This window comes from Streptomyces griseorubiginosus, assembly GCF_036345115.1.
In the GTDB taxonomy this organism is placed as follows: domain Bacteria; phylum Actinomycetota; class Actinomycetes; order Streptomycetales; family Streptomycetaceae; genus Streptomyces; species Streptomyces griseorubiginosus_C.
The window spans coordinates 6,628,769-6,653,495 of sequence record NZ_CP107766.1 but is presented as its reverse complement, the minus strand read 5'-3'; the positions used below and the strand labels follow the sequence as shown (position 1 = coordinate 6,653,495).

Annotated in this window: 23 protein-coding genes; 14 read left to right on the top strand and 9 right to left on the bottom strand. The window is 72.1% G+C overall.

Annotated elements, in window-relative coordinates; genetic code table 11:
- Positions 1–64: 64 nt before the first annotated feature.
- The 3 genes from OHN19_RS30070 to OHN19_RS30060 are packed head-to-tail and all read right to left on the bottom strand — an operon-like array spanning position 65 to position 3,203.
- Entirely contained in the window at positions 65–922 is an 858-nt protein-coding gene (locus tag OHN19_RS30070; RefSeq protein ID WP_330267192.1) for a carbohydrate ABC transporter permease, read from the bottom strand.
- A complete protein-coding gene (locus tag OHN19_RS30065; protein WP_330267191.1) occupies positions 919–1,857 on the bottom strand; it encodes a sugar ABC transporter permease in 939 nt (312 codons plus the stop codon). The genes OHN19_RS30070 and OHN19_RS30065 overlap by 4 nt, the downstream gene beginning before the upstream one ends.
- Positions 1,854–3,203 (bottom strand): extracellular solute-binding protein, encoded by a 1,350-nt coding sequence (locus OHN19_RS30060; RefSeq protein WP_330267190.1) that lies wholly within the window; start codon positions 3,201–3,203, stop codon positions 1,854–1,856. Before OHN19_RS30060 ends, OHN19_RS30065 begins: the two co-directional genes overlap by 4 nt.
- A gap of 178 nt (positions 3,204–3,381) precedes the next feature.
- On the opposite strand from OHN19_RS30060, the gene OHN19_RS30055 reads away from it, so the two are divergent.
- From OHN19_RS30055 to OHN19_RS30045, 3 genes are read left to right on the top strand one after another with little or no spacing between them, the layout of a single operon-like run.
- A complete protein-coding gene (locus OHN19_RS30055; RefSeq protein WP_330267189.1) occupies positions 3,382–3,978 on the top strand; it encodes a toxin-antitoxin system, toxin component family protein in 597 nt (198 codons plus the stop codon).
- Complete coding sequence (locus tag OHN19_RS30050; protein ID WP_330267188.1) at positions 3,975–5,207, top strand: MAB_1171c family putative transporter; 1,233 nt, start codon at positions 3,975–3,977, stop codon at positions 5,205–5,207. The genes OHN19_RS30055 and OHN19_RS30050 overlap by 4 nt, the downstream gene beginning before the upstream one ends.
- Positions 5,200–6,597, top strand: coding sequence for an FAD-dependent oxidoreductase (locus OHN19_RS30045; protein WP_330267187.1), 1,398 nt, complete (start codon positions 5,200–5,202; stop codon positions 6,595–6,597). Before OHN19_RS30050 ends, OHN19_RS30045 begins: the two co-directional genes overlap by 8 nt.
- Here OHN19_RS30045 and OHN19_RS30040 read toward each other — a convergent pair whose 3' ends face one another.
- The 4 genes from OHN19_RS30040 to OHN19_RS30025 form a co-directional block, all read right to left on the bottom strand.
- The gene (locus OHN19_RS30040; RefSeq protein WP_330267186.1) at positions 6,598–7,452 is read right to left on the bottom strand and encodes an SMP-30/gluconolactonase/LRE family protein; all 855 of its coding nucleotides are present in this window, start codon (positions 7,450–7,452) and stop codon (positions 6,598–6,600) included.
- A complete protein-coding gene (locus OHN19_RS30035; RefSeq protein WP_330267185.1) occupies positions 7,449–8,222 on the bottom strand; it encodes an IclR family transcriptional regulator in 774 nt (257 codons plus the stop codon). The genes OHN19_RS30040 and OHN19_RS30035 overlap by 4 nt, the downstream gene beginning before the upstream one ends.
- Before the next feature lie 158 nt (positions 8,223–8,380).
- The gene (locus OHN19_RS30030) at positions 8,381–9,604 is read right to left on the bottom strand and encodes a helix-turn-helix domain-containing protein (RefSeq protein ID WP_330267184.1); all 1,224 of its coding nucleotides are present in this window, start codon (positions 9,602–9,604) and stop codon (positions 8,381–8,383) included.
- 3 nt (positions 9,605–9,607) lie between these two features.
- Positions 9,608–9,760 carry a hypothetical protein gene (locus tag OHN19_RS30025; RefSeq protein ID WP_185092818.1) on the bottom strand — a complete coding sequence of 51 codons (153 nt, stop codon included), beginning with the start codon at positions 9,758–9,760 and terminating at the stop codon, positions 9,608–9,610.
- A gap of 199 nt (positions 9,761–9,959) precedes the next feature.
- Between OHN19_RS30025 and OHN19_RS30020 the strand changes: the two genes are divergently transcribed.
- The 10 genes from OHN19_RS30020 to OHN19_RS29975 all read left to right on the top strand — a co-directional run bounded on the left by OHN19_RS30020 (position 9,960) and on the right by OHN19_RS29975 (position 22,031).
- Complete coding sequence (locus tag OHN19_RS30020; protein ID WP_330267183.1) at positions 9,960–10,949, top strand: DUF3068 domain-containing protein; 990 nt, start codon at positions 9,960–9,962, stop codon at positions 10,947–10,949.
- 192 nt (positions 10,950–11,141) lie between these two features.
- Positions 11,142–12,347 carry a glycosyltransferase family 4 protein gene (locus tag OHN19_RS30015; RefSeq protein WP_330267182.1) on the top strand — a complete coding sequence of 402 codons (1,206 nt, stop codon included), beginning with the start codon at positions 11,142–11,144 and terminating at the stop codon, positions 12,345–12,347.
- 50 nt (positions 12,348–12,397) lie between these two features.
- The gene (locus OHN19_RS30010; protein ID WP_330269744.1) at positions 12,398–13,153 is read left to right on the top strand and encodes a class I SAM-dependent methyltransferase; all 756 of its coding nucleotides are present in this window, start codon (positions 12,398–12,400) and stop codon (positions 13,151–13,153) included.
- On the top strand, positions 13,150–17,343 hold the full coding sequence (locus OHN19_RS30005) for an alpha-(1->3)-arabinofuranosyltransferase (protein ID WP_330269743.1): 4,194 nt from the start codon (positions 13,150–13,152) through the stop codon (positions 17,341–17,343). Before OHN19_RS30010 ends, OHN19_RS30005 begins: the two co-directional genes overlap by 4 nt.
- Positions 17,340–18,704, top strand: coding sequence for a condensation protein (locus OHN19_RS30000; protein WP_330267181.1), 1,365 nt, complete (start codon positions 17,340–17,342; stop codon positions 18,702–18,704). The genes OHN19_RS30005 and OHN19_RS30000 overlap by 4 nt, the downstream gene beginning before the upstream one ends.
- Before the next feature lie 31 nt (positions 18,705–18,735).
- A complete protein-coding gene (locus OHN19_RS29995) occupies positions 18,736–19,473 on the top strand; it encodes a class I SAM-dependent methyltransferase (RefSeq protein ID WP_330267180.1) in 738 nt (245 codons plus the stop codon).
- 24 nt (positions 19,474–19,497) lie between these two features.
- Positions 19,498–20,403, top strand: coding sequence for a hypothetical protein (locus OHN19_RS29990; RefSeq protein WP_330269742.1), 906 nt, complete (start codon positions 19,498–19,500; stop codon positions 20,401–20,403).
- Entirely contained in the window at positions 20,400–20,639 is a 240-nt protein-coding gene (locus tag OHN19_RS29985) for a Trm112 family protein (protein WP_381301944.1), read from the top strand. The genes OHN19_RS29990 and OHN19_RS29985 overlap by 4 nt, the downstream gene beginning before the upstream one ends.
- A complete protein-coding gene (locus OHN19_RS29980) occupies positions 20,636–21,487 on the top strand; it encodes an FkbM family methyltransferase (protein ID WP_330267179.1) in 852 nt (283 codons plus the stop codon). The genes OHN19_RS29985 and OHN19_RS29980 overlap by 4 nt, the downstream gene beginning before the upstream one ends.
- Positions 21,435–22,031 carry a hypothetical protein gene (locus OHN19_RS29975; RefSeq protein ID WP_419249544.1) on the top strand — a complete coding sequence of 199 codons (597 nt, stop codon included), beginning with the start codon at positions 21,435–21,437 and terminating at the stop codon, positions 22,029–22,031. The genes OHN19_RS29980 and OHN19_RS29975 overlap by 53 nt, the downstream gene beginning before the upstream one ends.
- On the opposite strand, the gene OHN19_RS29970 is transcribed toward OHN19_RS29975, so the two are convergent.
- Positions 21,942–22,637 (bottom strand): O-methyltransferase, encoded by a 696-nt coding sequence (locus OHN19_RS29970; protein ID WP_330267177.1) that lies wholly within the window; start codon positions 22,635–22,637, stop codon positions 21,942–21,944. The genes OHN19_RS29975 and OHN19_RS29970 overlap by 90 nt on opposite strands.
- A 20-nt stretch (positions 22,638–22,657) precedes the next feature.
- The gene (locus OHN19_RS29965) at positions 22,658–23,710 is read right to left on the bottom strand and encodes a MerR family transcriptional regulator (protein ID WP_330267176.1); all 1,053 of its coding nucleotides are present in this window, start codon (positions 23,708–23,710) and stop codon (positions 22,658–22,660) included.
- A 124-nt stretch (positions 23,711–23,834) separates the two neighbouring features.
- Here OHN19_RS29965 and OHN19_RS29960 point away from each other — a divergent pair, with 124 nt between their 5' ends.
- Positions 23,835–24,707 carry a hypothetical protein gene (locus tag OHN19_RS29960; protein WP_330267175.1) on the top strand — a complete coding sequence of 291 codons (873 nt, stop codon included), beginning with the start codon at positions 23,835–23,837 and terminating at the stop codon, positions 24,705–24,707.
- Positions 24,708–24,727 lie beyond the last annotated feature (20 nt).

The window sequence follows — 24,727 nt, the reverse complement described above, 5'->3', positions numbered from 1 at the left end:
TCGGTGGTGGGCCGCCGGGGCGGTTGGACTCGGCATGAGGAACGGAGCCGGTTGCGTGGGCGGGTCACTGGCCGGCCAGGCCCGTGTGGGCCACGCCTGTGACGATCTGGCGTTGGAAGAAGACGAAGACGATGATCAGTGGGAGGCCCGCCATGAGGCCGCCGGCCATGAGTTGGGCCCACTGGATGCCGTAGGAGTTCATGACGGTCGCGATGCCGTTCGGCATGGTCATCAGGTCGGGGTTGTTGGTCACCATGTAGGGCCACAGGAAGTTGTTCCAGGAGGCGATGAAGGTGAAGATGCCGACCGCCGCCAGAGACGGCCTCGCCAGGGGGACCACGATCGTGAAGAAGACCCGCCAGCGCCCCGCGCCGTCGATGAAGGCCGCCTCCTCCAGCTCGCGCGGGATGCCCTGGAAGAACTTGTAGAGGATGTAGACCATCGCCGCCGGGGCGCACTGGGGGAGGATCATGCCCCAGTAGGTGTCGACCATCCCCATCTGCTGGACCGTCGTGAAGAGGGGCACGCCGAGGACCGCCGGGGAGACCATCAGGCCTGACATGACCAGCCCCATCAGCACGCCCTTGCCGCGGAACTCCGTGCGGGCGAAGCCGTATCCGGCGAGGGCGCTGACCGTCAGCACGACGGAGGTGACGCAGACCGACACCACCAGGGAGTTCACGAACCAGTTGGTGATGTTGCCGGTCTCCCACAGCGCCTTCCATGCCTGTCCCGTCCAGACCTCCGGCAGCCAGTGCGGCGGGATCTCGGCCGCCTCCGCCTCCGACTTGAGCGAGGTGAACAGCGCGGCCGCGATCGGCGCCACGAACACCGCCGAGACGGCGACACCGACCAGGGTCAGGACGATCTGGCTGGGGGTCCAGGAACTGCGCGGCTTGAGCCGTGTCCCGGTGCTGCTCATCGGGCTCCCTCCTCGCGGGTGCGCAGCAGCCACATCCGGGCCAGCGCGACGACCGCGATGATCACGAAGAAGATGATGGACATCGCGGAGGCGTAGCCCACGCGGTAGCTGGTGAAGCCCTGTTCGAGGGTGTACTGGACGAAGGAGCGGGTGGAGAGCTCGGGTCCGGGGCCGAAGTCCATCATCACGACGGCCTGGTCGAACAGCTGGAGCGAGGCGAGCACCTGGAGCGCGATCACCAGCCCGGTGATGTTGCGCAGCATCGGCAGCGTGATGTGGACCATCCGGTCCCAGGCGTTGGCGCCGTCCAGCTTCGCGGCCTCGTACAGGTGGCCGGGGATGCCCTGGAGGGCGGCGAGGTAGAGCAGGAAGCTGAAGCCGACGGTCCACCACAGGGTCTCGATGACGATGGCGATCATCGCGTACGACTTGTCGGTGAGCCAGGGTGTGGTGATCCCGAAGGTCTCGTTGACCAGGCCGATGCCCTGGGTGAACAGCCACTGGAACATGTTGGCGGCGACCGTCGAGGGCAGCAGGAACGGCACGAAGAAGCACAGCCGCCACAGCCACTTCCCGCGCTCGATGTGGTGCGCGAGCATCGCGAGCAGGAAGGCGAGCAACGTGATGCACGGGACGACCAGCAGCGTGAAGTACGCGCTGTGGCCGAGCGCGTCCCACATCGCCTGGTCGTGCAGGGCCTCGCGGTAGTTGTCCAGGCCGACGAAGTTCGCCCCGTCGCCGGAGATGTTGGCGTCGGTGAAGCTGAGGTAGACCCCGCGCAGCAGCGGCCAGACCACGAACAGCGCGAAGAGCGCCAGGAAGGGGGCGACGAACCAACCCCCGTGCTGGAAGCCCTGCTTGCGGCGGACGGTCGCCGTCGCGGTCGCGGTCCTGGCGCGTGCGCCCGGGAGAACGGTGTGAGCGCTGGTGGTCATGCGACGGCACCTCCCTGCGCGGCGGTCCTGCCGTCCATCGGGTTCTTCGAGGCGAGCAGCTTGGTGAGGTGCTTCTTCATGGTCTGCGCGACCGACGCCGGCTTGGCGGAGCCCATCGTGGAGGACACGACGACCGGGCCGAGGTCCTGGGCGAGGACCCCGGTGGAGCCCGCGAACCACACCTTGGGCTCGGTGGCCTGGTGGTCCATGGCGCTGACGTACTCGTTCTGCGGGGTGAGTTTCTTGTACGCGGCGGTGGACAGCGTCGGTGTGTAGGCGGGGATGTGACCGCCGGCCGCCCACTGGAGGGCGTGGGTGACGACGTACGCGGCGAGTCGGTGCGCGCCCTCGTTGGTGGCGCCGCCCCGGTTCGCCTGGTGGGGCAGGACGAAGGCGTGGGATTCGGCGTGGGTGGCCTGCCTGCCGAAGACGGGTGGCAGCGGGGTCGCGCCGTAGTCGAGCTTCGCGCCGGAGAAGACCGGCACGGACCAGTTGCCCTCCCAGGTGAAGGGGGCGCCGTTGATGAACTGTTCGCCGGTGGGGGCGCCGGGGATGACGTACCCGTCGGTGACGTGCCTGCGGAGGAACTCCAGGACCTGGGTGGCCTTGTCGGGGTCGAAGAGGACCTCGGTGTTGGCGTCGTCGAACCACTTGCCGCCGAGCTGGGTGTAGAAGGCGACGAAGAACCACCACTGGAAGTTCTGGTCGTTGGTCCACAGGCCGATCGTCTGGAGGCCCTTCTTCTGCGCGGACTTGGCCTTCTTCAGGACGTCGAACCACTCGTCGGTGGAGGTGACCGGGATCATCCGCCCGTCGTCACCGAGCAGGCCCGCCTTGCCGAGCACGTCCTTGCGGTAGAAGCAGAGCTGGACGTGGATGTCGAGCGGGAGGGCGTACAGCTTGCCGTCGATGACCCCGCGCTTCCACAGGGCCGGGTTGTAGTCCTGCTCCCGCACGCCGTACTTGGCGAGCAGGTCGACGTCCCAGGGGTCGAGGAGGCGGCCGGGCGAGAAGCCCGTGACCCGGCCCATGTGCATGACGCCGAGGTCGGGTGCGCGGTTGCCCGCGGCGGCCATGGCGAGCTTGGTGTAGAAGGGGTTGCCCCACTGGAGGGTGGAGTCCTTCACGTCGATGTCCGGGTGGCTGTGCCGGAAGGCGTCCAGCATCGCGATCATGTTGGCGCCGTCGCCGCCGCTGAAGAGGTTCCAGTAGCGCACCCGGGTGTCCGCGCCGGAGGCGAGCGCGTCGGCGCCGGTGCCGAGGGCCGCGAAGCCGAAGCTCGCGGCGACGGTGAGGCCGCCGGCCGCGCCGAGAAGGTGTCTGCGACTCAGGTCGGGTCGTCCCATACCCTGCCCATCTGTTCGAGATCTCGAATTGCGCTCGTAACTTCGAACGGGACCGTAGGCAGGAAGCGCTTTCCAGTCAATGGGGCGTGCAGCAAAATCGGATCGCGTGACGGGACACTTCGGGGCGCGTACTCTCGAACAGCCCGTCCTACGGCGGCGGGAAGGCTCAGGGGGTGGGATGGACATCGCGGGTGCGCGCAGGAGTGCGGCCCGGATCGCCTCGGCGCTACGACGCACCCGTGCGACCTCGGCCATGCGCGAACTGGTCTCCCACCTCACCGCCGCGGTCCGGGCCAGACCCCGTCCCCCGGCCGACGTGCCCGAGCTGTGCCGGGCCCTGTGCCAGGAGATGAGCGCCCGCCGCGGCGGCCGCCCCGTCGACCTGCGCTTCGAGCGCTTCCCCGACGAGATCGCGGTCACCGGGCTGTGGGTGGAGTTCCAGGACTTCGACCTCGTCATCGTCGAGGAACGCGCCGAGGCGATGCAGCAGTTGGTCATCCTGGGCCATGAGCTGTGGCATCTGCACGCGGGCCACGCCCATCACCACGCGGCCGCGGCCGACGCCCTCGCGAGCCGCCCCGGCTGGGACTCCGTCGCCCTGACGGTGGCCGCCCGCAACGGCTCCCGGGCCGCGGACGAGGCCGAGGCCGACGACTTCGGGCACCGGCTGGCGGCCGCCTTCCGGCAGGTGGTGACGCAAGGAGGCGGCAGCGCCGGATCCGACCCGGTCCAGCGGTCGCTCGGCTACCGGGGACGCGGAGGCGGTGCCCTGTGACGTCCCAGCACCTGGCAGAGGGCCCGGCCGCCTTCTTCACCGGCCTGTACATCTCCTTCTGGCTCCCGGGCCTGGTCCTGGGCGCCGCCCTGGCGATCAAGCTGCCCAGCATCGTCAAGCTGTGGCGGGACCCCCTGCTGCGCGCCGTCGGCGGCCTGCTGCTGGTCGCCTGCGCGGTGTTCGTCTTCGCGGCGCCGAGCACCATCGCCTGGCTGAACCGGGTGACCGGCGTCCCGAACATCGCGGCCCCCTGGGTGTACTCCCTGATCACCGCGCTGTCCGCGTCCTGGCTGCTGCTGGTGGTGCACTGGCGCAACGGCCACCCCGACCGCCGCGAGGTGACCCGGCGGGCCACCCGGTGGGTGGTCGGCCTCTACACGGCCGTGGTGGTCGCCCTGTGGGTCCTGTTCGCCTGCGCCGACGTGCCCGTCGAACAGATCAGGAACCTGGACACCTACTACGCCAGTACGCCGTTCATGCGCGAGGAGATCCTCCTCTACCTGATCGTGCACACGGCGGCCTGTCTGATCACCGCCCGGCTCATCTGGACCTGGATCCGCACCGACGGACTCGACGGCTGGCTGCGCTGGGGCCTCAGGTTCATGAGCGTCGGCTACGTCACCAATCTCGCGTTCAGCGCCGCCAAGTTCACCGCCATCGTGGCCCGGTGGACCGGGCACGACCTGGACTGGCTCAACACCAACATCGCGCCGTCCGCCGCCTGCATCGGGGCAACCATGGTCGCGACCGGCGTCATCGTCCCGCACGCCGGGCAGTACCTGCACGAGCGCTGGCTGCTGCGCCGCCGGCGCCGGGAACTGAAACCGCTGGCCCGGGCGCTGCGGGCCGTCCCGGGCACCCGCGAGCCCCTCTCCCTCCAGGCGACCCCCGAGATCCGCCTGATCCGCCGGGAGACCTACATCCGCGACGCGCTCCTCCAGCTCTCCCGGCACCTCGACGAGGACCTGCGACAACGCTCGCACGACGCCGCCCTCGCGCTCGGCGCCGAGCCCGCCCGGGCCCGGGCCCTCGCCGCCGCCGTGACGATCCTGGAGGCCGTGGAGACCGGGCGGCACACCGCCGACGGCGGCGACACAGCCGCGCTCGACACCGCCTACCTGCTTCAGGAGATCCACGCCGTCTCCGCGGCGCTGCGCAGTCCCGACGAGATCACGGCGGTACGCGCCCGCGCGGCCGTCCCGGCAGAGAGCATGTCCACGCATGACTGAACGCCCCTCCCCCGCCAGACTCGCCGTCGTCCTCGGGGGGTCCCACACCGGCATGCTCGCGGCGGCCGCCCTGGCCGGGCTCGCCGACCGGGTCGTCGTCGTGGAACGCGATGTCCTGCCCACCGGGCCCGTGCCCCGCAAGGGACTTCCGCAGGCCCGCCACGTCCACCAGCTGTGGTCCGGCGGAGCGGTCGCGCTGGAGGAGCTGCTGCCGGGGGTGACCGGGCGCCTGCGGGCGGCGGGGGCGCACCGGCTGCCGGTGACCACGGACATGGTGGCGCTGTCCCCGCAGGGCTGGTTCCGCCGCTGGGCCGAGTCGCACTTCATGCTGCTCTCCAGCAGGGACCTGCTGGACGCCACGGTCCGCGCCCAGGTGCTGACCGACGAACGGATCGAGCTGCTGGAGGGCGCCGAGGTGCTCGGGCTCGACGGCACGGGTGCCGCGGTCACCGGCGTCCGCGTCCGGGTGGCCGGAGCCGAACGCGCCCTGCGCGCCGACCTGGTGATCGACGCGACCGGCCGCGCCTCGCGAACCCCGCACTGGCTGGCCGAGCTCGGCCTGCCCGCCCCCCGCAGCCGTACCGTGGACTCCGGCCTCACCTACGCCAGCCGCCTCTTCCGCGCTCCCGAGGCCGCCCGCGACGGTTTCCCCGTCGTCAACGTCCAGCTCGACCCGCGTTCCGGTCCGGGACGCGGCGGCGTGCTGCTGCCGATCGAGGACGGACAGTGGCTGGTGACCCTGTGCGGCACCCGCGGCGCAGAACCCACCGCCGACCCCGCCGACTTCGCCCGGTACGCCCGCGCGGAGCTGCGCCACCCCGTCATCGCCGACCTCCTCGAGCAGGCCGAGCCGCTGACGGACGTGACCCTCACCCGTACGACCGCCAACCGCCGGGTCTTCTACGAGCGGATGCCTGCGTGGCCCGAGAACCTCGTCGTGCTGGGAGACGCCGTCGCCGCGTTCAACCCGGTGTACGGGCACGGCATGTCGGTGGCGGCGCAGGGTGCGGTGGCCCTGCGAGGGCTGGTACGGCGGCACGGCTGGGGCACACCCGGCCTGTCCCGCCGGGTCCAGAAGGCGGTCGCCCGGCCGGTCGGGGCCGCGTGGGATCTTGCGATCGGGCAGGACGTGTTCTACCCGGGGGCCACCGAGGACGGGCCGACGCGGCGGGACCGGCTCGTGTCCGCGTACGTCGACCGGCTGATGTACACGGCCACCGGCAACGGCCGGATCGCCCGCCGCGTCACCGACGTGACGTCGCTGGAGCGGCGGGCGGAGGTGCTGCTGGCGCCTTCCGTACTGCTGGCGGCGGCGGTGGGGCCGTTGCGGCCGCGGCTGACCGGGCCGCCGTTGACCGCCGAGGAGTTGAAGAGGGTGGGGCTCGAGTAGTCAGCCCGCGAAGGGCTGTTGGGGCGCGCCCTTCCCGGCTCCCGGCACCACCAGCAGCGAACCCGCCACCGGATGCGGCGAGTTCAGTCCCACCCGGGCCGTCGTGACATACAGGTCGGTGAGGTCCGGGCCGCCGAACGCGCAGGCGGTGACGCGCGGGACCGGCAGGGAGATCACCCGGTCCAGCACACCTTCCGGTGTGTAGCGGCGGACGGCCGCCCCGTCCCACAGCGCGACCCACACACAGCCGTCGGCGTCGACGGTGAGGCCGTCGGGAAAACCGGCGCCGTCCTCGATCGCGACGAAGGTACGGCGGCCGGTGATCCGGCCGTCCTCGTGGTCGAAGACGTCGACGCGCCGGGTGGGCGAGTCGACGTAGTACATGAGCCGCCCGTCCGGGCTCCAACCGGTGCCGTTGCTGACGGCCACGTCGTCGAGGACGGTGGTGTGGGTGCCGTCGGCGGTGATCCGGGAGAGGGTGCCGCCGCCGGGCGCCTCGTCGTAGCGCATGGTGCCGGCCCACAGGGAGCCGTCGGGGGCGACGGCGGCGTCGTTGGCGCGGCGGCCGGGGACGGGCTCGTGGTGGAGCCAGCGGAAGGTGCCGTCGGCGTCGAGTACGGCCACGCCGTCGCGGAGGTTGAGGACGAGACCGCCGCCCGCGCGCGGCTTGACGGCGCCGATGTGCTGGTCCAGGACGCGGACCGTGCGCCGGCCGGTGGCGGGGTCGTAGGTGTGCAGCCGGGCGCCGAGGATGTCGATCCACAGCAGCCGGTTCCCGGTGGCGTCCCAGGTGGGCCCCTCGCCGAGGGCGGCCTCGGCCCGGACGGCGACGTCGTACCTGCTCAGGCGGGTCATGCCAGGCTCCGGTGACCGAGGCGCTCGGAGAGTTCGGCGGCGCCCTTGAGGGCGAGCTGCTCGAGTTCGGCGCGGCGGTCGTCGCTCCAGCGGATCATCGGCACGGAGATGGAGAGCGCGGCGACGACCTGGCCGGTGCGGTCGCGGACCGGGGCGGCCACGCAGGAGACGTCCGGGTTGGACTCCCGGTTCTCGACGGCGATGCCGCGCTGCCGGATCTCGTCCAGGGCCTCGCGCAGGATGCCGGGGTCGGTGATGCTGTTGGGCGTCATGGCGACCAGCGGGACGCCGTTCTGGATACGGGAGGCGAGCTGCGACTCGGGGAGGGAGGCGAGGAGCATCTTGCCGACGGAGGTGCAGTGGGCCGGGAGCCGGCGCCCCGCAGCCGAGACCATCCGCACCGCGTGCGTCGAGTCGACCTTGGCGATGTAGATGACGTCGGTGCCCTCCAGGATCGCCACGTGCACGGTCTCGTCACAGGTCTCGGCGACGGACCGGGCGACCTGCTGCCCCTCGGCGGCGAGGTCGAGCTGCTCGGCGTAGCGGCTGCCGAGCTGGTACGGCCGGACCCCGAGCCGGTAGCGTCCCGGCTGGCCCGGCACCTGGACGATGTACGAACGGGCGGCCAGAGTGGTCACCAGCTCGTGGACCGTGGTGCGGGGCAGCTGGAGCCGGCGCACTATGTCGGGGGCGGAGAGCGTGCCGTCCCCGTCGAGGAAGAGCTCGAGAATGTCGAGAGCCCGGGTCACGGCAGGTACGAGGCGTCCCACAACCGGCCCCCTCTCTATGTTGTCTAAGGCGTCTGCGTTCGATATTTCAACAGACGATCGGCATGACGAACACAGGCTAGCGACAGGCAGTTTCCCCGGGCAATGGGCCTGCGGGACGTTCACCCCCACTCCGTGTGCGACACGTCACACTGCGTCGCTCAGGCCAGCTCCCCCCGCAGCCGGCGCGCCCGGAGTACCAGTTCCAGTTCGAAGCGGCGGTCCGGGTCGTCTATCTCGTCGCCCCAGAGTTCTCGGATCTGGCGTAAGCGGTAGCGGACCGTCTGTGGGTGGACGCCCAGGCGGGTGGCGACCTCCGGGGCGCCGCCGCGGGTCTCCAGCCAGGCGAGCAGGGTCTCGGCGAGGCGGCGGGCGTGGGTGGGGCCGCAGTGCTGGAGGGGGGACAGACAGCGCAGGGCGAGGTCGTCTATCAGCTCCTCCGGTTGCAGGAGGACCAGGGCCTCGGTGTGTTCGGTGCAGTACAGGACCTCGCCGGCGGGCAGCAGGTCCCGTTCCATCAGGCGTACGGCCGCCTCGGCCCAGCGCAGCGACTTCGCCGCGTCGGCCAGCGGGACCGGGGGGCCGATCGCGCCCGACCAGCCGGCCAGGGCCCGGTGCAGGAGCTCGGGGCGGCCGGCCGCGTCCGGTTCCGGGACGACCATGCGGGGCTGTTCGTAGTCCATGTCCAGGAGCACGCCCTGGGTCACCGCGGGCGGCACCGCCTCGCGGGCCGGGCGGAGGAGGACACCGACCGCGACCTTCTTCGGGAGCGGCCAGCCGATACGGGCCGCGCGTTCGGTGAGGGCCTCGGCCGGGTCGCCGTGGTGGCGGTCGGCGAGCAGCAGCTCCATCAGGCGGCGCTGGAGGCGGAGGCGTTCCCCCGCCTGCCTGGCCGCCGCCTCCGCGTAGCCGCGGACCGACTGGTCGACCAGGCCGTCCAGGTACTCGTAGCCCGCGTCGACCAGCTCGTACATCGCCGGCGGCGGGATCTCCACGCGCTGGCCGATGTCGGCGAAACGGCGCCAGGCCAGGCGTACGCCCATGCGGTAGATCGCCTGGAGGGAGTCGAGGCTGCGGCCGTTCAGGCCCTCGCCCCGGCCGAACTCCTGGAAGACACCCGGGGGGACCCTCGGACGGCCCTCCGCGGTCTCCAGGTGCTGGACGAAGACCTCGATCGCGCGGCGGATGCCGACCAGGGCCATCGGTTCGCCGGACTCGTCCAGGACCACCGGCAGATGCGGGTACTCGCGGCGGATCTCGCGCAGGATCTCCTCCGCGAGCGCCGGGGCCTCGGACATGGCGATGGCAGCGAACCGGCGGACCTGGAGACGCGGCACGTCATGCCAGGCGGAGCGGGTGTTCACGGCTGCCGGGCGGGCGGTCACGGGTCAACTCCCCTGATCCGTCTGCTCGTAGGTGATCAAGGGCGTGTTGGGCTGCTCGGGCGTCGCCTCCAGCAGCGCGACGATGCCGAGCGCGGCACCGAGGGCGAGCAGTGCGGCGGCGACGACGGTCAGTGCGGCGGCGAGCAGTCTGGACATCGCAGGGGCAGCCTCTCTCGAGCGGCTCGATCCGGCATGCGTCCCCACCCGGAACCCGGTACCCACCCTGCCTGTCGACCCAGTGTCGACAGCACCTTGACAATCCGTCAAGACGTTGACACCCCGTGCCAAGACGCCTACGGTCTCCGGCCCATAGAGCGGCCCGAACTCCGTCATCTCACGCCCCTGGAGTGTCCGGATGCGCCGTACAGCCTCTCCAATCTCCCTGATCCTGCTGGGACTCGGCACGTTTCTGCTGGTACTGGCGCCCCTGCTCGCGTGGTACGTGGAACCACGCGCCGCCGTGAACCCGATCGACATCGACCAGACCGCCGTCTACCGCGGGACGGGCAGCGTCTTCGACACCGAGGAGCTGGAAACCGTCCCCGGTCAGCGGATCACCGTCACCCAGCGGGTGCGCGGCGACGTCGAGGCCAGCGAGCGCAGCGGCCGGGCCGCGGTGTGGGACGTGACCACCACCGTCGACACCGACAAGTCGCTGCCGGCCTCCGACCCGCACGACGCGCTGGAGTTCGTCCCGCACCGCTGGGTGATGGACCGCAAGACCACCAAGCCGGTGCACTGCTGCGGCGAGAAGCCGTACATCGAGGGCGAGGCCTACCTGAAATTCCCCTTCGACGTGCAGCGACGCTCCTACCAGTGGTGGGACAACTCCCTGGGATCGACGGTGACGTTGCGTTACCAGGGTACGAAGAAGGTTCAGGGGTACACGGGTTACCGGTTCACCGGCACCGTCGCCCCGGCGAAGGTCGGGACACGACTGGTGCCGGGCACGATCGTGGACGAACCCGACCGGCCGCAGGTGCTGGCCGAGGAGTGGTACTCCAACCACGGCATCGAGCTGGTCGTGGACCAGGCGACCGGCCGGGTCGTCTACGCGCAGGTGGGCCCCAAGCGCACCCTGCGGGCACCCGGTGCGAAGAAGGACGCCGTGGTCCTGCTGGACAGCCGGAAGATCGCGTTCACTACCGCGACCCAGAAGGACGCGGTACGGCTGGCGAAGCGGGACAGCGGACAACTGCGAACAGTGGGCCGGACGTTGCCGATCGGGGCCGCTGTGGCTGGATTCGTACTGGCTGCCGTGGGGGGCGTTTTGGTGGTACGGGGACGCAGGCGCCCCGAGTCCACCGATATGAGCGATACGCCCGAGCCCGTCCTCACGATGTGACTGGACGTCAGCTCTAATAAGCCCGGAAATTGTCACGTACGTGAGTAGCCACGGCGAACGGGTGGGCGAAAACTGTGCCACCCCACCCAAGCACAACCCACCCACACCCACCCCCTAGGAAGCGCACAGTCCCCCCACAAGCAGGCGGAAAACACCGCTGAGTTCCGCACCCTGAGACGAGTTGGAGCACCCATGCCCCAGCACGTGCCCCATCCGCTGCGGCCGCCTTCCCAGGCGTCGCAACGGCAACCCTCATTGCACACCGCGCAGTACGACCCACCGCACGACTCGCAGCACCCCGCGGCGCTCCCCCCACCTCCGCGCCGCATCGTCTTCCTCGCCCATCGCGACCTCGGCAACCCGGCCGCCGGCGGCTCCGAGCTGCTCGTCGACCGGCTCGCCGACGGACTGACCCGACTCGGCCACCAGGTGACCCTGCTGTGCGGCGGGCCCGCCTCCTACCGGGACTACCGGGTCGTGTCGGCGGGCGGCGAGTTCGGGCACTACCTGCGCGCCCGCACGGCCTTCAGCCGCCAGGTCGGCGAGACCGACCTGCTGGTCGAGGTGTGCAACGGCATGCCGTACCTCGCGCCCCTGTGGCACCACGGCCCCACCCTGTGCCTCGTCAACCACGTGCACACCGATCTGTGGAAGATGCGGTTCGGCGGGCCCCTGGCGCCCGCGGCGCGGCTCGGCCGAAGACTGGAGCACTGGGCGCTGGCCGGGGCGGCGGCCCGTCACCGGAGTCTGCTGGTCGCCGTGTCCCCGTCGACCGCCCACGCCCTGCGCGCGATCGGAGTCGAACGGGACCGCATCCGCGTCGTGCACAACGGCGTCGAGGAACCGGAGCCGCTGGTGCGGCGCTCGCCGGAACCGCTGTTCGTGGCCGTGGGCCGGCTGGTCGAGTACAAGCGGATCGATCTGCTGCTCCGTCTCTGGGAGCGGGTGCGGCCGGTGACCGGTGGCCGGCTGGTGATCGTCGGGGACGGTCCCGAGCGGGCCCGGCTGGAGCAACTCGCCGGTCCCGGCGTGGAGTTCACCGGGCATGTGTCCGAGGCGGAGAAGCACCGGCTGCTGTGCGAGGCGTGGCTGTTGCTGCATCCGTCCGCCGTGGAGGGGTGGGGGCTGGTGGTGACCGAGGCGGCGACCCGTCAGACGCCGACCATCGCCTTCGACGTGCCGGGGCTGCGGGATTCCGTCGTGGACGGGGAGACGGGGGTGCTGGCGCGGGGGGAGTCCTCGTTCGCCGCGGCCTGGTGCACGCTTGCCCTGTCGGGACATCGCCGTGAGTTGATGGGCAAGGCGGCACGTGACAGGGCTGCTCGATTCCGTTGGCATCGGACTGTCAGACAGTTCCGTGCGGTTGCTTCGGAGGCGGTGAGGGGCTGGGGGCCGTGACTCGCGTGCGGCGCCGTCGTGGCTGGTCGCGCGCACGCGGCGGTAGCCGCATATTCAATACTGCCCCGCGCCCCTACGAGTTCAAGGACCCCTCGTTTCGACGATCCCTCAGTCTCCTCCAGGCCTTTCGGCACGAACAGGATGATCCCGACGCCTGTTACTCACTGCTCGCCCGTGACGCCGTCGACCAGGTCGAGGCCTACGACGGGCCCGTCGCCGGTCGTACCGTCGTGGACGTCGGCGGTGGCGGCGGGTACTTCACCGAGGAGTTCCGGCGTCGAGGAGCGCACGCATATCTCTTCGAACCCGATCCACGCGAACTGGGAGACAAACCGCCCGACTCCGCCGTGATCGCAGATGGTTATCTGCTGCCCCTGCGCGACGCCGTCGCCGACGTCACCTTCTCCTCCAACGTGCTGGAGCACGTGGCCGATCCGCAGACCTTCCTCAGTGAGCTGATCCGGGTCACCCGGCCCGGTGGGCTGATCTACGTGTCGTTCACCAACTGGCTGTCCCCGTGGGGCGGTCACGAGTGGGCACCCTGGCACTACCTGGGTGCCGAGCGGGCGCGGGCCCGCTATCGGCGGCGTACCGGAAAGGCCGCCAAGCACACCCTCGGCGAGAACCTGTTCGCCGTGCACATCGGCCCGACCCTGCGGCAGGTGCGTGCCCGGGACGACGTCACGGTCGTCTCGGCGCGCTCCCGCTACTGGCCCTTCCTCGCGGAGACCGTCGTCCGGGCTCCCGGCATCCGCGAGGTCGCCACCTGGAACCTCCTCCTCATCCTCCGGCGGTGTCCACCATGACGACGTCCACGGTCCAGGCCCCTCCTCCGGCAGCCGCCCCCAGCACCGCGATCATGTCGGGGCCGCCGGAGGGCCCGCGGTCGCGGCGCTGGCTGCTCGGGTTCTGGGCCGTGGTGTTCGTGCTGTTCCTGGTGGTGCACCCGGGGCGGCAGACCTTCGACACCAAGCTCGGCGTCACCACCGACCCCGGGCGGTTCCTCGCCGATCTCGGGCAGTTGTGGCACGACCAGGGGTCCTTCGGCGGGATCCAGGACCAGTACGTCGGCTACCTGTGGCCGATGCTGCCGTTCTACTGGCTGGGCCACGCCCTTCAGTTGCCGGTGTGGCTGGTGGAACGGCTGTGGCTGTCGCTGGTGGTGTCGGTCGCGTTCTGGGGCGCGCTCAGGCTGGCCGAACGGCTGCGCGTCGGCAACGGCGCCTCCCGGCTGCTCGCCGCCGTCGCCTACGCGCTGTGGCCCGTCTTCACGATCGTCGTCGGCTCCACCTCCGCCGCCGCGCTGCCCGGCGCCTTCCTGCCGTGGGTGCTGCTGCCGCTGACGAACGAGCGCTACAGCGCCCGGATCGCCGCCCTGCGCTCGGCGCTGGTCATCCCCTTCATGGGCGGTGTGAACGCGGCCTCCACCCTCGCCTGTCTGCTGCCGGTCGGGCTGTACCTGCTGTCCCGACCGCCCGGGCCACGGCAGCGCAAGCTGATCGCCTGGTGGGTGCCGGGCGTGATCCTGGCGACCGCCTGGTGGGTGATCCCGCTGCTGCTGCTCGGCTTCTACGGCGAGAACTTCCTGCCGTACGTCGAGAGCGCGCGGACCACGACCGAGACGATGTCGGCGACGGAGGCACTGCGCGGCGCCGGGAACTGGGTCGCCTATCTGCACCTGGTGGAGGCGTGGCTGCCGGCCGGCTGGACCGTGGCCTCCTCGGTGATCGTGATCCTGTGCTCGGCGTTCGCCGCCGGGCTCGGCCTCGCGGGCCTGGCCCGGCGGGACATGCCGGAGCGGCGCTGGCTGGTGCTGACCGTGCTGAGCGCGGTCCTGGTGCTGCTCGCGGGGTACGGCGGCGCGTTCGGCGCCCCCTTCCACGGGCTGGTGCAGGACTGGCTGAACGGCGGTCTCGCCCCCTTCCGCAACATCTACAAGTTCCAGCCGGGCCTGGCCCTCGCCCTGGTACTGGGCATCGCCCATCTGGTGGGGACGGCCGCCGAGACGCGCGGGGCGAGAGAGATCAGGGGCCGCCGGTACGCGCCGCTCGTGGCGGCCGTCCTGATCCTGCCCGGACTGCTGTGGCCGTATCTCAACGGCTCGATCCTGAACCCCGGCTCCTTCCAGGAGCTGCCGAAGTACTGGCACTCCACGGCCGACTGGCTGGAGAAGTACTCCCCCGACTCGCGCGCCCTCGTGGTCCCCGCGACCGCGCACGGCATCTACACCTGGGGCTCGCCCATCGACCAGCCGCTCGACGTCCTCGCCGAGTCCCGCTGGGCGCAACGCGACTACGTCCCCTTCGGCACCCCCGGCAACCGGCGGGCCACCGACGCGGTCGAGCAGGCGCTGATGACAGGCGGCGAGATACCGGGCCTCGCCGACTACTTGAGCCGGGCCGGGGTGTACTACGTCGTCGTCCGCAACGACCTCGACCCCGACCAGATCGGCACCGTGTCGTCCTCGGTCGTCAAGCGGGCCCTCGAACAGTCCGGCTACGAGCGGGTGACGGGTCTCGGGCCGCTCATGACGGGCGGGCGGATCGCGCCCGACACCCCGCTCCAGGTCGAGGGGCTGTACCCGAGGCAGCGGGCGGTGGAGATCTACCGGCCGGCGAGCGAGGACGTGCCCCGTCCCGGACAGGCCGGGCTGCTGCCGGTCGCCGACACGGCCCAGGTGTCCGGGGGCCCCGAGTCACTGCTGCCGCTGGCGACCGAACTGCGCGGCCGGGCCACGGTGCTGACCGGCGACAACCACCCCGGGCTGGGCACCCCGTCGCTCCAGATCGTGGGTGACGGGCTGCGGCGCGCCGACACCCGCTTCGGGCTGGTCAACGCGAACACGTCGTACACGTACACCGAGGACGAGCGGAACGCCTCCGGGGCCGCCCAGGACGCCGGGGAGAAACCGCACCAGATCCTGCCGACGAAGGGCCTCGACCACCAGACCGTCGCCGAACTGCGCGGCGCCCGCTCGGTGACGGCGTCGTCGTACGGCAACTGGCTGTTCCACCTCCCGCAGTTCGACCCGGCCAACGCCTTCGACGGCAACCCGGACACCGCGTGGGCGGAGGGCGTCGCGGGCTCCCCGGACGGGCAGTGGCTGCGCATCGCCTTCTCCGATCCGGCGTACGACATGCCCTCCTCGTTCAAGGTCACCCCGCTGCCGCAGGAGAGCGTGCGGTCGGCGGCGACCAAGGTGCGGGTGGAGACGGAGAACGGGTCACGGACCAGCTTCCTGCGCGCCGACGGCTCGACGCAGAGCATCAAGTCGCCGCCCGGGACGACGGGTTGGATGAAGCTGACGATCACGGACTCGGTGGCGCGGCGGACCGGGCTCGCCGGGGCCGGTTTCTCGGAGATCGACCTGCCGGACGTCCAGGTGACCCGGCTGCTGCGGCTGCCGACCGACGCGGACTCCTCCGACGCGGCCGCCGAGACCTTCTCCCTGCACCGGGTGCCCGACCCGGCCGGGATCTCCCCGACCGGCACCGAGGCGGGCCTGCACCGCCGGTTCACCACCGAGACGTCGGGGACGTACGCCGTGAAGGCGAGCGCGGTGCCGGTGAGCGGGGAGGCACTCGACAAGCTGCTGTACGAGGTCGCCCCGGACCAGCGCAACCGCATCACCGCGACCGCCGACTCCACGGCCGGCCTCGGCACCGGCCTGTCCGCCCGCAACCTCACCGACGGCGACCTCACGACGGCCTGGATCGCGGGCGACCGCCCCACCATCCACCTGAGCTGGAACGGGAAGCAGCCCATCTCCGAGATCGTGCTGGCACCCGCGGGCGGCCTGTCCACCCGGCCCACCGAGGTGGACATCACCTCGCCGGACGGCGCGACGGTCGCCGGGGTCGACGAGAACGGCGCGGTGCGCTTCCCGGCGATCACCACCGACCGCCTCGACATCACGATCACCAGGACGGCCCCGCTGACCCTGCACAACCCGGTCGCCGACGAGGACCTCCAACTCCCGGTGGGCCTGACGGAGGCGTACCTCCCGGCCCTCGACCAGTACCGGACCCCGCAGCCCAAGGCATCCCGGACGTTCTCGCTGCCGTGCGGACAGGGCCCGGTGGTGGCGGTCGACGGCAAGCTGTACCAGACCGGCGTGTCGGGCCGGATCCGCGACCTGACCGACCGACGCCCGCTGATGGTGACGCTCTGTCAGAGCGGGCGGTCCGACGCCGAGTTGTCCCTCGCCTCGGGCGAGCACGTGGTCGAGGCCGGCGACGCCGGACCGCTCGCCCTCACCGACCTCACCCTGACCCGTGGCACGGTCGCCGAACCCACCGCGCTCAGCCGTGAGCTGCGCATCCAGGACTGGCTCGGCGACAAGCGCGCGGTCACGGTCGGTGCGGGAGCGGCCTCGTACCTGACGACGTACGAGAACCACAACGACGGCTGGAAGGCCACCCTGAACGGCAAGACGCTGTCGCCGGTCCGGCTGGACGGCTGGCAGCAGGGCTGGCGGATCCCCGCGGGCGCGGGCGGCACGGTGAAACTGTCCTACGAGCCCGCGACGACGTACGACGGCGCGCTGATCGGCAGCGGGGTCGCACTGGCAGTCCTGGTGGGCCTGGTGCTGTGGCGCAGGCGCTCCCCGAACCCCGACGAACCGCAGCCGGTGCCCCCGGCGCCCGGGGTGTGGCTCGGGGCGGTGGCGCTGACGCTGGTCGGCGTGGTCATCGCCGGCTGGTTCGCCCTGCTGGTCCCGGCGCTGGCCCTGCTCGCCTCCCGACGTCACACCTGGCTGGTGCCGATCGCCCTGGTGTCCCTGGCGGGGGCCGGGATCGCGGCGGCCACCGGGGCGGGCGAGCCGGTGGGCGCGGCGGCGGGAGCCTTCGGTCACGCGGCCCAACTGCTGGCGCTGATCGGCCTGTTCGCGGCACTGGTGAGCGTGCGCGAGCCGGAGACACCACCCGAGTCCGAGGCACCCACGCAGCAACTCCCGCCGGTTCAGGTGGAGAAGGAAAGGGGCGAACCGGCATGACGCCTCCCGCACGGATCCCGTTCCCGGTGGTGGACGAGGTCTCCCGCCACTGCCTCCAGGAGGAGGAACCGGAGACGGTCCACATCGAGGTGCATCTGCCGGGACGGCTGGACCAGTCCCGGCTGCGAAAGGCGTTCGTGGAGGCCCTGCACCGCCACCCCCGGATCCTGATGCGGGAGGCCCCGGGGGGCTGGTACCGGCGCCGCTATGAGTGGGAGCTGACGGCGGGGCCGGATGTGGAGGTGGTGACTTTTCCGGCTCCGGGGCGGAACGCACTGCGGGACGCGAGGACACGGGCGCTGATCGAGGCACCCCCTCTGTCACTGTCCCCACCGATCCGGCTGGAGGTCGTGGAGGGCGCAGGCCGGGCGGAAGGCAGCGAGGCAATGGACATAGTCGGCCCGCACCCACCTGTTTGGGGGCGCGGGGAACTGCGCGACAAACCCCCACCGGCCCGCGCCCGACAAACGACCGTCCTGTTCCTCACCATCAACCACACAGCCCTGGACGGCCCCGCCTGCCTCCGCATCCTCGCCACGGCAGCGGAAATCTACGGCGGCAAGGACAACTCCCCCTCCCCAGCCCCCACCCGCCCCCCGGACCCCCCTCAAAAAACCGACACCCCCTCGAACTGGACCCGCCCCGCCCGCGTAGCGCACGGAACACCCGAGAACTCCCCCGGCAACGGCCTCCTCGTCACCGAACTCCCCCTCCCCCACCGCCCCAAGGGCTCCCCCTACACGGTCAACGACCAGCTCATGGTCACCACGGCCCTGACGATCGCCCACTGGAACAGAGAACACGGCGAGACCCCCCGCCCCCTCCGCATCACCATGCCCGTGGACGACCGCCCGAGGGACATGACGATGCCGATAGGAAACGGCACCAGACTCGTAGAAGTCCCTTTCGCGCCGGCGGAGTTGACGCGCAAGCCCGAGGACATGCCCGACCTCCTGCGCCGCACCGCGCAGCGGACCCGCGCCCTGAAATCCCTCAGCCGCCCCCAACTGGGCCACGGCGCGGGCCTTCTCACCGCCCCCATCACCCCCGTGACCTGGCGTGCCGCACTCACCAGAGGTCTCCGCAAGGCCGCCGCCCCCTGGACCTCCACCACCCTGCTCAGCAACATCGGCCGCGTCCCGTACCCCCTGGACTTCGGCGAGGAGGCCGGCCGCGCGCACGCCGTGTGGTTCTCGGCGCCCGCCAGGATGCCCCGCGGCCTCACGGTCACGACGGCCTCGACCGCGGGCCGGCTGCACCTCGCGCTGCGCTGGTCACGGGCCCTGCTCAGCCACGGCGACGGCGCCCACCTGCGGGACCTGTTCGAGCACTACCTGCACACCACGGAGGTCGCCCCGTGAACACCACCGCGCCCCCCACGGAGGTCGCCCCGTGAACACCACCGCGCCCCCGCGCCGCGGCGGCCTCAGGGACTTCTACGAGGACCCCGCCGTCCCGGTCGCCTCCGGCACCCCCCGCTCCCTGCGCCAGGCCCGCATGCTGGTCCGGGCTCTCAGGGCCCCCGAAAAAAAATCGTGCACCGTCCTCGACATCGGCTGCGGCGACGGCACCGCCGCCGCCACCGCCGCCCCGCTCCTCACCGGTCACCGGATCGTCGGCGTCGACTGGTCCCAGGACGCCCTCAAGCGGGCCCGCGCCCGGCTGCCGTACGCCGTCCGGGGCGAACTGACCGGCGCCGGGCTGCCGTTCAGGGACGGCTCCGTGGACGCCGTGCTGTTCAGCGAGGTCGTCGAGCACCTCGTCGACCCGGACTCGGCGCTGGACGAGATCCGCCGCATCCTGCGTCCCGGAGGTCATCTCATGCTGTCCACCCCGAACCTGGCCGCCTGGTACAACCGCGGGCTGCTCCTCGCCGGGGTCCAGCCGGTGTTCTCGGAGGTGAGTCTGCGGGCCGTCCACGGCCGGCCGGGTCGGGAGGTGGTGGGGCATCTGCGGCTGTACACGGCGCGTGCGCTCCGGGAGTTCGTGGCGGCGGCCGGCTTCGAGGTCGTACGACTGGAAGGGGCCCCTTTCCACGGGGTGCCGCGTCCGCTGCGGGCACTGGACCGGCTGGCGTGTGCCAGACCGTCGCTCGCGTCGATCCTGCTGCTGCACGCGCGCAAGACCTAGGGGGCGTGGACCATGTGGTGGGGAGTGGCGGCGGCCCTGTTGGCGAACACCCTGTACAGCGTCGGATTCGTGCTGGAGAAGCGGGCGTTGAGCTCCCTGCCGGAGGTGACGATCCGGCAACCGGCGAAGCTGCTGGGGCTGGTGCTGCGCAGTCCGCTGTGGATCGGCGGGTCGCTGTCGCTGGCGGCCGGGTTCGGGGCGCAGCTCGCGGTGTACCGGACGCTGCCGATCGCGGCCGCGCAGGGCATCTTCGTCTCCGGTCTGGTGCTGCTGGTGCTGCTGTCCGCGCGGCTGCTGGGCGAGGAGACGTCCGGGCGGGAGCGGTACGCGCTGGGCGCCATCCTGCTCGCGCTGCTCATGGTCGTGCTGTCCCTGAAGGAGGGCTCGGACCGGGTCAGCCGGGACGCCCCCTACCAGCTGATCCTGCTGGTGTGCGTGCCGTCGCTGGCGGCGGGCGTGTGGCTGTACGGGTCCGCCGAGCGGCGTACCCGGCACCGCCACCGGATGCCGACGACCGGTGTCGAGTACGGCGTGGCGGTGGGCCTGCTGTACGGGGTCAGCTCACTGGCGATCAAGGGGGTGTCGAGCTATCTCACGTCAAGTGGCCTGGGCAGCGCGGTGGTTGAGTTGTTGGGCTCCCCGTATCCGTATCTCCTGTTGTTCACCGGGGCGTTCGGCCTGGTGATGTCGCAGGCGGCGCTGCAGCGCTGCCGGGCCTCGCTGATCGTGCCGGTGTGCACGACGGTGACCTGTCTGTACACGGCGGTGTTCGGCACGCTCTCGTTCGGCGAGTCCCTGCCCCACGACCCGTTGCGGCTCGCGCTGCGGCTCGCCGGCACGGTGCTCGCCGTCGCCGTACTGCTGGCCATGCCCAAGCACGATCCGGCTCCTCAACCCCCCATCGGCGCCAAGGAGTTGACACCCCCATGAACCCCGACGACCCGCTGCTCCAGATCCTGGCCTGCCCGCTCGACAAGGGCCCGCTGCACCTCGTACCGCCGGACGAGGCCCTCTACAACCCGCGACTGCGGCGCCGCTACCCGATCGTCGACGGCATCCCGCAGCTGCTGCCGGCCTCAGGTGAACAGGTGTCGGACGACGAGCACGAGGACCTGCTGAAGCGCTGTGCCGGCGCCTCCCCCGAGACCCCAGGGATGACTTCATGACCGGACCTGCCCGCACCTGGGCGGCGAGAGTGGCCCCCCTGCTGCCCACCCGTCTCGTCGCGGCGGCCGCGCGGGCCGTGTACCCGCGGTTCGAGCCGGAGCTCGCCCGGCTGGCCGAGCTGTGCCCGGCGGGCTGCGGGACGGCCGTGGACGTGGGCGGCTGGTACGGGCCGTGGACGCGAAGGCTGGCCGGGCGGGCGCGGCGGGTGGTGACCGTCGAGCCGGTGCCCCGTCTGGCCCGGCTGCTGACCGCGGCGGCCCCGCCGAACGTGCGGGTCGTACAGGCCGCCGCCTCGGACAGTCCGGGCATCGCCCGGCTGTGGCTGCCGCCCGGCGACGAAGGCGACCGCGGGGTGTCCTCGCTGGTCCGGCGGGACATCCACGGCCGGGCGCTGAACGTCCGCTGCGTCACGCTGGACGAACTGGCCCTGAAGGACGTCGGGTTCATCAAGATCGACGTGGACGGGAGCGAGCTGGCGGTGCTGCGCGGCGCGACCGGCATCCTCTCGCGCGACCGGCCCGCGCTCTTCGTCGAGCTGGAGTCCCGGATCCAGCCGATCGCCCCGGTGATCACGTACCTCTCGCTGCTCGGCTACGACGGCTGGGTGCTGCCCCGTGCCACCTGGGTCCCGCTGTCCGGCTTCCCCCTGGAGGCGCACCAGGCGCGGGCCTCCTACGTCGTCTCCCAGGGGCTGTTGCGCCGGGTGCTGCCCTTCCTGCACCGGCCGCGGTACGTCAACTCGGTGCTCTTCCTCCCGGACGGCCGCCGGCCCGGTGTCAGTGCCGTCGGGGAGGATGGGGACCATGCCCTCCGGAAAGCCCCCGGCCGGTCCCTTCACCGTCCATGACTTCCAGCTGGTCCTGCTGCGCCGCATGGCCGACCACAACCCCGGCCCGGTGGAGGACGCCCGGCGCGCCCTGGGCGTGTCGATCGCGGACATGCGGGAGGCCAACCGGCGCTGGCAGGCGATGGTCCGCTCGCCGCGGGCCCGCGCCGCCGCCTCCCGCTACCGCTCGGTTCTCGGCACCCCCGAGACCGTTCTCACCCGCGCGGTGGGCGACCTGGAGTGCGAGGCCTGGCTGTGGCCCGTCCCGCTCTGGCCGGACCTGCGCTTCGAGGTCCTGCTGGCCCCGACCGGCGCCGTCTGGAACGAGTGGCTGATCCGGGCGCCGGGCGCCGCGGGGCCCGCCCTGCGCACCCTCGCCGACCTCACCCCGTGGTCCTGCACGGTCGACGAGGCGGCCCGCGCCTTCGCCCCCGCCCGCCCCTTGGAGGGCACGGCCCCGACCCGCTGGGGACTGTCATTCACCGCCCCGGACGAGGAGGGGGTCCGGCGGGAGGTGGTCGCCGAGTTCACCTGGGGCCTGCTCCAGAGATGGACCCCGCGCTGACCCGCTCCGCCGCCGAGTCCCCACCAGCGTGGCCAGGTCCCGGGCCAGGGGTATCTCGACCGTGTCCAGGGCCGGGTGCTCCAGCCAGTACAGCCGGGGCCGGTCCACGGACTCCCCGTGCCGGGGCGGCCAGTCGGTCGCCGGGGTGAAGTCGTCGACGACGATCCGGCCGCCGGGGACGAGGAGCCGCGCCGGGTCGGCCGGGGTGTCGTCGGGGGTCTTGCCGGTGCCGCCGCCGTCGAGGACCAGGAGGTCGTAGGGGCCGTCGGACTCCACGCGGGTCCAGTCTCCGTGCAGGACCCGCACGCCGGGCCGGCCGGCGAAGACCTCGGCGGCCACCCGCGCCCGGTGCGGGTCCCGCTCGACGCTGGTCAGCCGTACGCCGTCCCGGGCTCCCGAGGCCAGCCACGCGAGCCCGACCCCGCAGCCGGTGCCCGTCTCCCCGATCCGCTCCCGGGCCCCGCCCGCCAGGGCGTGCAGCAGGCGGCCCTGTTCCGGGCGGCAGGAGTACGGGAAGCCGTGCGCGCGGGCTGCGGCGAGGGCACGCTCGACGAGCGGCGGGAGCCCGGTCTCCCGGTCGTACGCGTCCGTTCCGGAGAGCGACATGGCCGTGATGCTGCCAGTCGTCAGGCCGCCGTCGCCACCAGGTCCGCCACCACACAGCTCACGTTGTCCGGGCCGCCGGCCGCGTTCGCGGTGTCGACCAGGGCGTGCACGGCCGCCTCGGGGTCGGGGGCGGCCGTGAGCAGGTCGCGCACGGCGGCGTCGGGGACGACCGTGGAGAGGCCGTCGGAGCACAGCAGGTAGCGGTCGCCGGGTTCCGCGTCGTGCAGCCTCAGGTCGGGCGCCCCGGTCGTGAGCGCCTTCAGGAGCAGCGCCCGCCGGGGGTGGGTGACGGCCTCCTCGGCGGTCAGCCGGCCCTCGTCGATCAGCGACTGCACCACCGTGTGGTCGTGGGTGATGCGGAAGAGCGCCCCGTCGCGCAGGAGGTAGGCGCGGCTGTCGCCGATGTGCACCAGGGCGAGGCGGGAGCCCGTCCACAGCAGAGCGGTCAGGGTGGTGCCGTTCTCGTCGGTGCCGTCGCCGGCCTCCCGTACCGCCTCGGTCGCCCCGTGCACGGCCTCTTCCAGGACGTTGAGCACGTCGCCGGCCGGCAGCTCCGCGCTGTCCAGGAACCGCAGGGCCGCCACGGCAGCGCTGCTGGCGGGCGCGCCGGCCGGTCCGTAGCCGTCGGCGACCGCGAGGAGCCGGGCTCCCGCGTAGGCCGTGTCCTGGTTGGCGGCGCGGACCCGCCCTCGGTCCGAGTGGGCGGAGTAGCGCAGTTCGAGCATGGTGGTGTCCTTCCTCGGCGGAGCCGTCAGCTCGTCGACGAGGAACGCGGCGAGATCCCGCCGTACGGCCGTCGCCGCCTCCACCTCGGCCCAGTACGCCCGGATCTCGCCGGCGGCCGCCGCGGGCGGCAGGGCGCACACCGTGCGGATGCGGGCCAGCGGCATGCCGAGGCGGCGCAGCCACGCCACCAGGCGGGCCTGTCCCAGCTGGGCCGGGCGGTAGTAGCGGTAGCCCGTCGCCGGGTCGACGCGTGCCGGACGCAGCAGCTCCAGCTCGTCGTAGAGCCGCAGTGCCTTCGGCGACAGGCGCGACGCCCGCGCGAAGGCACCGATCGTCAGCCACTCCATACGGTCTCCTCCGTTCCTCGGTCCCGATGGTGGGGGTTCACCGAGGGGGAAGGTAAAGGGGTTGCCGCGGGTTCCCATCCGGCGACTAGCCTGCCGGACGAGCCCCCTGGGAAAGGAACCCGCTGTGCCCCGAGTCGCCCTCGTCACCTACGACCCCCGACCGGAGCCCCACAAGGACGCCGACCTGCCCGTGCTGGTGGCCGCGCTGCGCGAGGCCGGGGCGGACGCGGAGGCCGTGTGCTGGGACGACGACGCCGTCGACTGGGCCGGCTACGACCTGGCCGTCATCCGCTCCACCTGGGACTACAGCTGGCGGGCGGCCGAGTTCACGGCGTGGGCGGAGCGCTGCGGCAAGGCGACCCGGCTCGCCAACCCGGCGGAGGTCGTGCGCTGGAACACCGACAAGCGCTACCTCGGGGAGCTGGACCGGGCGGGGGTGCCGGTGGTGCCGACCGGCTATCTCGCGCCCGGTGACCCGGTCGTGCTGCCGACCGACCACGAGTACGTCGTCAAGCCCACGTCCGGGGCGGGTGCGCGCTACGCCGCCCGGTACACGCCCGAGCGGCACGAGGATGCCGTACGGCAGCTGGAGCGCATGCACGCCGAGGGGCTCACGGCGATGGTCCAGCCGTACATGCGGGGCATCGACGCGGGCGGTGAACGGGCTCTCCAGTTCTTCGGGGGCCGGCTCCTGCACGCCAGCCGCAAGCGGGCCGTCCTCGCCCCCGACACCGCCTTCGACGCGGACAAGGTCGCCCACCCGGGCCTCGAACCCTGGGCCCCGACGCCGGCCGAGGTCGTCGTCGCCGAGCAGGCCCTGGCCGCCGTACCGGGGGCGCCGGAGCTGCTGTACGCGCGCGTGGACCTCGTCGACGGGGAGGACGGGTTGCCGCGGGTGATGGAACTGGAGCTGGTCGAGCCGAACCTCTTCCTGTTCCTGCATCCGGGGTCGGTGCCGCGGGTGGTGGAGGCGGTACTGGCGGCCGCGGGGCGGTGATGACCGGGTCCGTGATCGGG